The sequence below is a fragment of the Paenibacillus macerans genome, from assembly GCF_050565405.1.
Taxonomy (GTDB): domain Bacteria; phylum Bacillota; class Bacilli; order Paenibacillales; family Paenibacillaceae; genus Fontibacillus; species Fontibacillus macerans_B.
The window spans coordinates 19,030-29,989 of record NZ_JBNYYG010000069.1; the positions used below are offsets into that span (position 1 = coordinate 19,030).

The following is a 10,960-nucleotide window of genomic DNA, read 5'->3' on the forward strand; positions in this document are numbered from 1 at the left end:
ACAGATACAGTACTACCCCTGTTGCTGATACCGCTGCTCGCGGCAATGCGGACAATTTTCCTTGACGCATACCTTTTCTTTCAAGGCCAAAGGATTCTTGACGACGAATCCTTTGCGGTTAACCTGCACAATCCCTTCCTTGCGCAGGCTGGTCAGCAGCCGGCTCACCGACTCCCGCGTAAATCCGATCGTGCTCGCCAGCTCCTGATGCGTGACCGGGATTGGAACGAGGACTTCGCCTTCCCGCTCCACCCCGAAATGCTCGGCAAGCTGAAGGAGTAGCGAAATTCCCCGATCTTCCACGCTCCGCTGGTTGAAATTTTGCAGTTTGCTTTGCAACTCGCGGATTTTGCCGCTCATCAGCCCCATCATTTTAAAGGCAAGCCCCGGCGAGCTAGCCAGAAGATGCTCGAAGGAACGGAGCGGAATCGCGAGCAGGCTCGTTTCGACCACCGTTACCGCTGTCACAGGCGACGCTTCTCCATCAAACCGGCCGGTAAGCGGGAACATATCGCCCTTTTTCAGGAACGAGAAGATCTGTTCATTGCCCCGCTCGTCCGTCCGGCTCGTTTTGATTAGGCCGTTAACCACAAAGTACACCGCCTCCACCTCATCGCCCTCCCGGAAAACCACCGTTCGCCGAGGCAATAGGCGAGGAACGATCAGTTCCCGCACCCGCCCGGCCTCTTCCCCGGATAGCTCGTGAAACAAAGGGATGGAACGAAGCAGATCTTGGGTAAGCTCCATACCGATCGCCCCTTATTCGAAGACTTCTTCTTCAGCTACGTTCGGCTTGCGCAGATGGAACATCGAACGAACGATCACATACAGAAGCGGCAGAATGCCTACCACAATAAAGATCGTGTCCGGAATCATCCGCAGCCACAGCAATTGGCTAACCGTGTCTTGCTGATAGAACGAATACTCGCGCGCCGACCAGAAGCCAAAGTCAAACGAGTGCTTCAATTGGATAAACCCGACCGGCAACAGGGTGACGACGATCATACCGGTTAACCCGATGTTCAGTCCCCAGTAAGAGATGCGCAGCAGCTTGTCGTTCCACTGCTCGGGCTTGACGATGTTGCGCATCGTATACAGCAGAACCGCGATCGCAAACATCCCGTAAACGCCCATCATCGAGCCGTGGGCATGAGCCGTCGTCAATGTCGAGCCATGCATGAAGTAGTTGACCGCCGGCAGGTTGATCAGAAAGCCAAGCACGCCCGCGCCGACCAAATTCCAGACCGCCGTCGATACCAGAAAGCGGAAAGCCGAAGTATACGGAAACGTTTGACCGCCATCCTTCATCATTTTGTACTGATCGTAAGCTTCCAAAATCAACAAAGTCAGCGGGATAACCTCCAGCGCCGAGAAGACCGCGCCCAAGGCAATCCAGATTTCAGCCGAACCGTTGTAGTAATAGTGGTGGCCGATCCCGATCACGCCGCTGCCCAGCAATAGAATAAGCTGGAATAACAACGAGCGCACGGTAGACGACTTGGTGACCAATTTCATCCGGACCATCAGGAAGCCGATCACGACAACGGCAAACACCTCGAAGATCCCTTCCACCCACAAGTGGATGATCCACCAGCGCCAGTAGTCGGCGTAGGTAAACGAAGTTGTCGGATTAAAGAAGAAAGCAAAGATATAGAAGAACGGAACGGCAATCGCCGAATAAAACAATAAGTGCGTCAATCCGCCTTTATCCGTTTCTTTCCGCAAAGCGCTGCGAATCGCGCGAAATACGATGTACAGCCAGATGACCATGCCGACGACGAGCACGATCTGCCAGAAACGGCCCAACTCGAGGTACTCCCAGCCTTGATGGCCCAGCCAGAACCACAGGTTGCCAAGATAACCTTTGGCCCCGAGCCATTCGCCGATCGTACTCCCCGCGGTGAGCGCCACCAGCGCCCAGAACAGAATATCGACCAACAACCCCTGCCGTTTCGGCTCCTTGCCGCCAACGAGCGGCGCCACGTAAATCCCCATACCCAGCCATGCCGTCGCTACCCATAGGATCACGAGCTGCAAGTGATACGACTTGGAGATGTTGAACGGGAACAACTCGACAATCCAATCCATTCCGAAGAAGCTGCCCGGTTCAACATAATAGTGCGCCAACAGCGCGCCAAAGCCTACCTGAACCAGGAACAGCAGCATGACGACGAGGAAATACTTCGCCGTTTTCACCTGGCTGCTCGTCACCGGCATTTTATTCAGATCAAGCACCGGGAATTTGCCCGGTTCATAAGCTTCCTGCATATGCAATCTGTAACGGTTATAGAAATACAGAATCAATCCGAGAACCAAAATCAAGAGCGTCATACTGACTCCGCTCCATACCACCGCGGAATAACTCATCGTATTGCCGGCATCTTCAAAATAAGGCCAGTTGTTCGTATACGTAATGGTATCCCCTGGACGTTCCGTTGCGGAAAGCCACCCGGTCCAGAAGAAGAAATCGGCGATTTGCTTGCGCATATCCCCCGGGGCCACATAGGCACGCCCTTCCTCCGGCATCGTTTCGTTTTCGAACAAATTCGGCCGGATACCCAGTCCGTCGCCTTCCGCGAACACTTTTTCGTAATGGGCGCGAACCTGTTTCAGTCCCTCAGCCTGGCCGTCCGTCAGAGCCAAAGTTTTCGCATTTTCGTCGTAACGGTTTTTCTTCATTTCCGTTTTGACTTGCTCGAAAATTAGCGTGTGCTGAGCTTCATCCAGCTCGGCATAAGGAACGCCGTACCGTTCCTGCGCATAATAGTCATGCATGGCGTCCGTGGTAATTTTAAGCGCCTCCGCCGTATAGTCCGGGCCCAGATATGAGCCATGACCGAGCACGGTGGCATAGTCCATCAAACCGTATTTTTGAAACACCGCTTGACCCCCGGCGATTTGTTCCTGGGTCGTCAACACTTCCCCGGCGCTGTTTACGACTTGCAAAGGCGTAGGCGCTTGGGATTTGAAGATCCAGTAACCGCCGGCAATAAGCACTGTAAAGCTAAGCAAAATGATACAAATCAAGATCCCTTTTAAAAAAGAGTTTTGTGCTTGATTCCCTTTCATGAAATCTTTCTCCCCTTTCCTTCTAACAGGAACAGAATAAGATTTCGGAAAGGAGGGAATTGTGATCCGGATTACAAATTTACATTTCTTTATCTTTCCACAGCGAAAAATATCACACTTATTTCAAATTTTCTTTATTCGCCAATGCGGACCGGCTTGCCCGTCGATGCCGATTCCAGTGCCGCGCAGGTAATACGTTGGGTTCTTACGGCATCGGCATAGTCCGATAGAATCCGCGAGGCGTCGCCGGTGCGCAGCGCATGGATAAACGCCTCGGTTTCCGCCACATAAGGATTGTCCTGACCGGTATAAGACGTTGACGCGCCCGGCTTGCGGATTTCCAGCCGTTCCGGGTTCCAGGCCAAAATCCCGGCATCGGTGTACAGGTGCAAGCCCACCTCGGAAACCCCGCCCGGCAATACGCAGGTGTTGGAAATGGCGGCGATCGCCCCGCTTTTCAGCTTCAACGTCACCGTGCCGACGTCGGGCACGGTGACGTTGTCGTAGAGCCCCTGCACCACGCGGTTGCCGTAGACGGCGTATACTTCTTCGACTTCGCCGGCCGTATAGCGCAGCAGATCCACGATATGGGTCGTCTGCTCCACGAATTGACCGCCCGAGCCCTCCTGGCTTCTCCACCAGGCCACCTGCGGCATATCGCCCATCCAGGCGCCCAGCGCCATGCCGATCGTCCGGCCTTCCAGCGCTTCCTTCAGCCGGCGAATCGAGTCTTTATAGCGAAAATGATAGCCCACCGCATGAACCAGCGGTTTTTGCTCCAATCGGGCGAGAATGTTGAGCGGGGTCTCCAGGTTGGCCGCAAGCGGTTTTTCCACGAAAAAGGGAGTGCCCCGTTCGATCAGCTCGGCTTCGATTTCTCCGTGAGCCATCGGCGGAACGCAAAGGTATACGGCATCCAGCTTCTGCGCATCCAGCATGTCCGTCAAGCTGCCGTAGCCGATGGCTTCCGGATAACGGTCGGCCAGCGCCTGCGCCTTGGCCGCGCTCGTCCCTGTTACGGCCGCGACCCGAACCCCCTCCATCCCGGCCAAGACATCTCCATGCACTTTGCTGAACCAACCCGTGCCCACGATTCCGATCTTTAATGTCATGCGAAAACCTCCTTCGAATGGTTCGATTTTAGGTTAGGGTGGATGAAGCAGGGAGCAGCGCGGCTGCGTAACGGACCGTAAAGACCCTATTTGCCCATTTCCCGGCTATTTCCCACTGTAACGGACTCCAGAGACCTTATTGGGCTCTCATGGCGGCCAATTCGCCGCTTTTGACCGAAATAAGGTCTCCTCGGTCCGTTAGGATCGGAAACTGCCCCAAAGCGGGCCAATAGCGTTTCTGGTGTCCGTTACCTTGCCGGAGACTACCGCATCAAACCTGCTTCGTGATCGAAAGATGACCTTTTGAGATACCTCTTAAAGATAATGGTTATCCTAAATAACCTCAAGCTTAAGCTCCGGACGTCCCTGCGAACTGTTCTTGAAATCGTAACAGTTAGGTATTATACTGTTCTCGTGATGAATCTATATAAAGAAAGGGTGGAGCATGATAATGAGCACTCTTAATCAAGTTCAATTGAATGATTTTTATACCGTACTGCGGGAAAGGCATTCCGTTCGCGCGTATGACCCTTCCGTGAAAATTTCCCGTGAAGAACTGAAGGAAATCGTGGAGCTTTCTTTGTCCGCGCCGTCCTCATCCAATCTGCAGCCTTGGCGTTTCCTGATCATCGACGAACCCGAGCTGAAGCAAAAATTGCTTCCGGTCGCCAACAACCAGCAGCAGGTAGTCGACGCCGCCGCGGTTATCGCCGTCCTGGGCGATCTGCGTTCGTATGAGCATGCGGAAGAGATCTACGGCCAGGCCGTACAGCTCGGCGCAATGACGGAAGAGATCAAAAACAATTTTGTCGAGCGTCTGCAAAAAGGCTATGGCGGCATGAGCCCGGAACGTCTGCACCAGGTCAACCTGCTGGATGCCGGGCTGGTGTCCATGCAGCTGATGCTGATCGCCAAAGCGAAGGGCTACGACACCGTGCCGATGGGCGGGTATAACGCCGAGCAATTCGTCGAAGTTTTTGAAGTACCGGAGACGTTGAAACCGATCGTGCTGATCGCGATCGGTAAAGCGGCGAAGCCGGCTCATGCCACGCCGCGCCTTTCGGTGGACCAAGTGTCGTATTGGAACTCCTTTCAAAAGTAATGCGTTAATACCGAATAAACGGCTAGGCCCCGCCGCTCTTCTGGGAAGTGCGGGGCCCGGCCGTTTTTTCGTCTGAATCGCCTCTCTTCCGGGAATACTACCCTTGATTTATGCCGCGGATCCGCCCCCGCCCAAACCGAGTTCATCTCATTCGGTCATTAAGTTGATCTCAATTTAGCTTTGTTTATAGCTGACATAGATATTACAATAAAGGTCATAAATATCGTGAAAAGGTGAACGTACTCATCTTTAATTTCGGATAGGAGAAAGGTGGATCTGACATGGCAATGACGCAGCAACGCGACGTGGATCTGGAAGCGGCGCGCCGGTATGTGAATGAGGTATACGAAGCAGTGCAGCAGCGCAATCCGGGAGAATCCGAATTCCATCAAGCCGTAAAGGAAATCCTTGACTCGCTGATACCGGTGTTCGCCAAACACCCGAAGTACCAGAAGCAGGGCATCCTCGAACGCATCGTCGAACCGGAAAGATTGGTTACCTTCCGCGTTCCATGGGTGGATGATCAGGGCAAAGTACAGGTGAACCGCGGCTTTCGCGTTCAATTCAACAGCGCGATCGGCCCCTACAAAGGCGGGCTCCGGTTCCACCCGTCCGTCAACGCGAGCATTATCAAATTCCTCGGTTTTGAGCAAATTTTCAAGAACTCGCTGACCGGCCTGCCAATCGGCGGCGGCAAAGGCGGATCCGACTTCGATCCGAAAGGCAAATCCGATCTGGAAGTCATGCGGTTTACGCAAAGCTTCATGACCGAGCTCGGCAAATATATCGGTCCGGACACCGACGTGCCGGCCGGCGATATCGGCGTAGGCGCACGGGAAATCGGTTTCATGTTCGGCCAATACAAACGGCTGTACGGCAGCGAGACCGGAGTGCTTACCGGGAAAGGCCTCACGTACGGCGGCAGCCTGACGCGCACCGAGGCGACGGGTTACGGGCTGGTCTATTTCACGGCCGAAATGCTGAAGAGCAAAGGGGAAACCTTCGAAGGCAAAACGGTGGTCGTATCCGGCTCCGGCAATGTCTCGATATATGCGATCGAGAAAGCGCAGCAACTGGGCGCCAAAGTCGTGGCCTGCAGCGATTCGGGCGGATACGTGTACGATGCGAACGGGATCGACCTGAGCACGGTGAAGCGGCTGAAGGAAGTCGAAAGAAGACGCATCAAGGATTACGTGGAGGAGCATCCGTACGCCCAATACGTAGAGGGCTGCACAAACATCTGGACCATCCCTTGCGATATTGCCCTGCCGTGCGCAACGCAAAACGAAATCAACGAAATCTCCGCCAAGCAGCTTGTCGCCGGCGGCGTGAAATACGTGGCCGAGGGCGCGAATATGCCTTCCACGCTGGAAGCGATCGAGGTTTACTTGAACAACGGCATTTATTTCGGCCCGGCCAAAGCGGCGAATGCCGGCGGCGTAGCCGTCTCGGCCCTGGAGATGGCGCAGAACAGCGCAAGGCTCTCCTGGACGTTCGAGGAAGTCGATGCCAAGCTGAAGGATATAATGAAGAATATTTACCGCAATAGTGTCAATGCCGCCGAAGCGTACGGCCATGCCGGAAATCTCGTCGTGGGCTCCAATATTGCTGGCTTCCTGAAGGTCGCCGACGCGATGCTGGCGCATGGCATCGTTTAAAACTAACGAAAATTATAGAAAGAGTCGCCTGGGGGAAGATTGAACCCCGGCGACTCTTTTTTGAATCGTTATATGCGTTTAGTAAGCCAAAGCGTCCAGCGCTTTGATATGGGAAAGATAGCGGATGTTGCTCGCTTCCTTCATTAACGTAGCCGGCAGTCCGCGCAGCTCGGTGTTGTTCGCGCCGATCGTCGCTACGGCGTCTTTGCGGCCCAGGCTGGCCAACGTGCCGGAGTTGATCGGATTGAACACTTCCAGCTGTTTGCTGCCGAAATGCGCAAACAGGTTGTAGCCGATCAACTCGCCCATCTGCCAGGCGATTTGCGCCGTCGGCGGATAGGGACGTCCGTCCGGCCCCATATACACCGCGCTGTCTCCGGCAACGAATACGTCGGGATGCGATGTCGATTGCAGAAACTCGTTGACCGTAGCGCGTCCGCGGTTGACCTCCAGCCCCGATTCGCCCACGAGCGGATTGCCTTGGACGCCGCCGGTCCAAACGAAGGTATTGGCCACGATCTTTTGACCATCCTTCAAATCGATGGCATTGCCTTCGACATTGGTTACCGGAAGACCGGTCAAGAATCTCACGCCGCGTTTCTCCAGGCTGGCCGTCGCCCGTTCGATCAAAACGTCCGGCAGCACCGGCAAAATCTTCGGTCCCGCTTCGACGAGCATGAGCTTGATGTCATCGCGGTGCACGCCGTATTTCTTCGTCAGCTCCGGAAGCTTGTCGGCGATTTCCCCGACCAGCTCCACGCCGGTCAATCCCCCGCCGCCGATCAAGATCGTGGCGTCCGCTTCATTCCGGGACACCGAATACTCGCGAATCCGCGCTTCGATATGCTCGTGAATCTTGCCCGCATCATTCGCCGATTTCAGCACCATGCTGTACTGCTCCAGCCCCGGAATGCCGAAATAGGCCGTGATGCTGCCGAGGCCCACCACCAGCGCGTCGTAGGACAGCAACGTCCCGTCGGAGAGTTTGACCTCTTTTTTATCCACCGAGAAGTTTTCCACCTTGGCGATCCGCAGATCGATGTCCTTCCCTTTGAACAGCTTTTCGAGCGGAAGGGCAACCGCGCGTTCGGAAATGCTTCCCGCAGCCAGACGGTGCAGCTCCGTAATGATTTGATGCGTCGGATATTGGTTGACCACCGTGACCCGAGCTTGCGATTTATCCATATACTTGCGGACGGACAAGGCGCTAAGAACGCCGCCATAGCCGGCACCCAGAATCAAAATATGTTTTGACATAGTCGTTATCCTCCGTTATTTTTGATGACCGTCCCGTTCACCGGAGACTTGAAGATAGGCATTAACAAACCGAAACAGTTTTTGCGCCTGCGGGTCCTTCAGCATTTTCATCAGCCCGAACAGACCGATCGCCTCTTGGCTTGCTTCGGCGCGGTCTTTCGCTTCAACTACGTTGGCGGCGATGTGCTTCACTTTGCCTACCACCGGTCCGGCAATCTCCGAAATAGCGCCGACCGTATCATTCTTCAAGACTTCATCCGTAGCAACCGACTTGGCAAAATCATAGGACTTCGTCAAAATCCCTACCAACTCGGTCAATTTGGGCAACTGCTCTACCAGCGCATTCAGCGACTGCTGCACCTCCGGTTTCAAAAGCTGCTCCAGGAGTTCCTGCGGCTGTCCGCCGACTGCGGCGACCGGCTCCTGCTCTGTCTTTGTTTCTGTAATCGTTTCTGACATTTCCGATTCTCCTTTGCGTTAGTCTAAGTACTTACTAGCCGAACCCAAGCTCATGCATAGTGTTCCTACTTTGCTTTTCGCTAACCCGTTCAAAGTTAGTGAAAATTTGCACATCTAAACATTGAACAATCCGTATAAATTGTAACACATTTTCAACAAAAAAAGACCGTGAAAGTGATAATTTTCACGGTCCTCAACCTATATCAAAATTGGATCGATTTTAAACGCCAAATGATTGCGGGGACATCTCCTTCAAAAAATCGTAAAACAGCTTTTCGGTCGGCGGCAACTCCCGATTGGCCGAAATAATGACCCCGACATCCCGGGTCACATGCGGCTCCCGCATCGGCAGCGCGATCATGGTCGAAGGGATATGCTCGCCCAGCGCGATTTCCGGAAGCAGCGTCAGGCCGAGCCCTGCCGATACCAGCCCTTTGATGGCATCGAGGTCATCCCCTTCGAACGAAACCTTGGGCTGAAACCCCAGTTTGCCGCAAGCCTCCACAACCAGCTCTCGCAAAATGAATCCTTGGGGGAACAACACGAATCCATCGTCCTTCAAGTCTTCAAGCTCCAAGGAACTGCGCCCGGCCAACCGGTGTCCGGCGGGCAAAAGCACTTTGAATTTTTCCCGGAACAGGACTTCTCCACGGATCTGCGGCTCCTCCTGCGGGACCGGTCCGATCAAGGCCAGGTTCATCTCTCCGCCGCTTACCCAATCCATCAGCTCTTTATAGGATCCATGCTGAAGCTGGAAATGCACCGCCGGATACCGCTGCCGGAAGGCGGACACGACCGTCGGCACCATTTGCGCGGCCAAGCTGCTTGGGAAGCCGATCCGCACGGTCCCCCGCTCCGGATCCAGATACTCGTCGATCTCCTGGCGCGCGTGGTCGATGACCTTCATCAACTGCTCCATATGCAGCAAAAACTGCCGGCCGACCGGCGTCAGCTTCACCTTGCGTCCTTCATGGATAAACAAATCGACTCCCAGTTCCGACTCCAGCTTGAAAATCTGCCGGCTGACCGCCGATTGCGAGACATGCAGCGCATACGATGCCTCCGTTACGTGTTCCAGCTTGGCTGCCTCGATAAAATATTGAATCTGCCTAAGCTCCATCCCCTCACCCCGCTCGTTGCAAACTCGTGCTCTCCTCTTTGGCAAATAGATATCTTACACAACGTGTAAACATATTAAAGACCATTATATCGACTCTATCCCGAAAACGGAAGCACGGGAGGCGAATTTTCTTCGAAGGGGGTATGGGGAGGACTTGGGGGAGGAGTTTGGGAAGGGCCGCTGTACTGCCAAATGTAAAAAGTGCAGTTGAATTCGTCAATATTCTCCGAAAAGGGCTGGCCAAGTGTAAAAGCTTTGCAGTTCGTCACGCCCAGCGACCGTCCTTTTATCCATCGGCAAGCATACGTTATAAAGAAAGCGGCGATGCCGGGTCTCCCCAGCATCGCCGCTTAATACCATCCTATCGTTATCCCGTTTCAGTCCTCCGGACGATCCAACCGGTACAGGTTGCGGTACCGCGGCTCGCGCTCCATCAGCTCGGCATGGGTGCCGCGCAGGAGGATCCGGCCGTGCTCCATGAAGACGATCTCGTCCATGCGCTCGGCGCCGACCAGGTGATGCGTCACCCAAATCAGCGACTTGCCTTGCGTCGTGCGGAAAATCGTCGACAGCAGCTCCCGCTCGGTACGCGGATCAAGGCCGACGGTCGGCTCATCGAGGATGAGCACGGGCGTATCCTGCAGGAGGATCCGCGCGAGGGCCACGCGCTGCCGCTCGCCGCCGGAGAAACGCTGGCCCGTTTCCCGCATCGGCGTGTCCAGGCCCTCCGGCAGCGCCGCGATCAGCGGGCCGAGCTGCGCAGCCTGTGCGGCCCGGCGCACGTCCTCGTCCGAGGCCCCCGGTCGGCCGAGCCGGATATTGTTCGCCACCGTCGTGTCGAACAAATGCGGGCTTTGGTTCAGGACGGAGATCACCTCGGGCATCCGGTCGCCGAACGAGGCGGCAGGGATGCCGTCCACCGTGACCGTCCCCGCCGTCGGGGCAAGCGCCCCCTGGATCAGCTTCAGCAGCGTCGATTTGCCGGCGCCGCTGCGCCCGATCACCGCGATCCGCTTGCCTTGCGAGATGTCCAGCGAGACGCCGTCCACCGAATCGGCGTCCTCCGCCGCATAGGCGAAGCGAACGCCCTGCAGCCGCACGTGGGCGCTGCGGGCGGACCCGGCCGAGCCGCCCGGGCCGCGGCCGTCGGCCGTCGCGCCTGCCGCGGCGCGTTGGCCCTCGC

At 55.4% G+C, this 10,960-nt stretch carries 9 protein-coding genes; 2 read left to right on the top strand and 7 right to left on the bottom strand.

All coding sequences use genetic code 11. From position 1 onward, the window contains the following. Window positions 1–12: 12 nt before the first annotated feature. The 3 genes from ACQ4N8_RS25035 to ACQ4N8_RS25045 form a co-directional block, all read right to left on the bottom strand. On the bottom strand, window positions 13–747 hold the full coding sequence (locus tag ACQ4N8_RS25035) for a Crp/Fnr family transcriptional regulator (protein WP_430707073.1): 735 nt from the start codon (window positions 745–747) through the stop codon (window positions 13–15). A 12-nt stretch (window positions 748–759) separates the two neighbouring features. Continuing rightward, window positions 760–3,069: a nitric-oxide reductase large subunit gene (locus ACQ4N8_RS25040; RefSeq protein ID WP_430707074.1), complete on the bottom strand. Its 2,310-nt coding sequence runs from the start codon at window positions 3,067–3,069 to the stop codon at window positions 760–762. A gap of 134 nt (window positions 3,070–3,203) precedes the next feature. Continuing rightward, the gene (locus tag ACQ4N8_RS25045) at window positions 3,204–4,181 is read right to left on the bottom strand and encodes a Gfo/Idh/MocA family protein (protein ID WP_430707075.1); all 978 of its coding nucleotides are present in this window, start codon (window positions 4,179–4,181) and stop codon (window positions 3,204–3,206) included. Window positions 4,182–4,632: 451 nt separating this feature from the next. Between ACQ4N8_RS25045 and ACQ4N8_RS25050 the strand changes: the two genes are divergently transcribed. Further along, window positions 4,633–5,283: a nitroreductase family protein gene (locus ACQ4N8_RS25050; protein WP_430707076.1), complete on the top strand. Its 651-nt coding sequence runs from the start codon at window positions 4,633–4,635 to the stop codon at window positions 5,281–5,283. Window positions 5,284–5,564: 281 nt separating this feature from the next. Beyond that, window positions 5,565–6,941, top strand: coding sequence for an NADP-specific glutamate dehydrogenase (gene gdhA, locus ACQ4N8_RS25055; protein WP_430707077.1), 1,377 nt, complete (start codon window positions 5,565–5,567; stop codon window positions 6,939–6,941). Between the two features lie 78 nt (window positions 6,942–7,019). On the opposite strand, the gene ACQ4N8_RS25060 is transcribed toward gdhA, so the two are convergent. The 4 genes from ACQ4N8_RS25060 to ACQ4N8_RS25075 all read right to left on the bottom strand — a co-directional run. Next, window positions 7,020–8,198: an NAD(P)/FAD-dependent oxidoreductase gene (locus tag ACQ4N8_RS25060; RefSeq protein WP_430707078.1), complete on the bottom strand. Its 1,179-nt coding sequence runs from the start codon at window positions 8,196–8,198 to the stop codon at window positions 7,020–7,022. A gap of 15 nt (window positions 8,199–8,213) precedes the next feature. Continuing rightward, the gene (locus ACQ4N8_RS25065; RefSeq protein ID WP_430707079.1) at window positions 8,214–8,657 is read right to left on the bottom strand and encodes a DUF1641 domain-containing protein; all 444 of its coding nucleotides are present in this window, start codon (window positions 8,655–8,657) and stop codon (window positions 8,214–8,216) included. Between the two features lie 220 nt (window positions 8,658–8,877). Continuing rightward, window positions 8,878–9,777, bottom strand: a complete 900-nt coding sequence (locus ACQ4N8_RS25070) for a LysR family transcriptional regulator (protein WP_430707080.1) — start codon at window positions 9,775–9,777, stop codon at window positions 8,878–8,880. Window positions 9,778–10,154: 377 nt separating this feature from the next. Continuing rightward, window positions 10,155–10,960, bottom strand: an 806-nt coding sequence (locus tag ACQ4N8_RS25075; protein WP_430707081.1) for an amino acid ABC transporter ATP-binding/permease protein, incomplete at its 5' end; no start/stop codon positions are given.

Bases quoted from the DNA above. Each gene is read 5' to 3' on its own strand.
- ACQ4N8_RS25035 (WP_430707073.1), bottom strand. From the start codon at position 747: ATGGAGCTTACCCAAGATCTGCTTCGTTCCATCCCTTTGTTTCACGAG.
- ACQ4N8_RS25065 (WP_430707079.1), bottom strand. From the start codon at position 8,657: ATGTCAGAAACGATTACAGAAACAAAGACAGAGCAGGAGCCGGTCGCC.
- ACQ4N8_RS25040 (WP_430707074.1), bottom strand. From the start codon at position 3,069: ATGAAAGGGAATCAAGCACAAAACTCTTTTTTAAAAGGGATCTTGATT.
- ACQ4N8_RS25045 (WP_430707075.1), bottom strand. From the start codon at position 4,181: ATGACATTAAAGATCGGAATCGTGGGCACGGGTTGGTTCAGCAAAGTG.
- ACQ4N8_RS25050 (WP_430707076.1), top strand. From the start codon at position 4,633: ATGAGCACTCTTAATCAAGTTCAATTGAATGATTTTTATACCGTACTG.
- gdhA (WP_430707077.1), top strand. From the start codon at position 5,565: ATGGCAATGACGCAGCAACGCGACGTGGATCTGGAAGCGGCGCGCCGG.
- ACQ4N8_RS25060 (WP_430707078.1), bottom strand. From the start codon at position 8,198: ATGTCAAAACATATTTTGATTCTGGGTGCCGGCTATGGCGGCGTTCTT.
- ACQ4N8_RS25070 (WP_430707080.1), bottom strand. From the start codon at position 9,777: ATGGAGCTTAGGCAGATTCAATATTTTATCGAGGCAGCCAAGCTGGAA.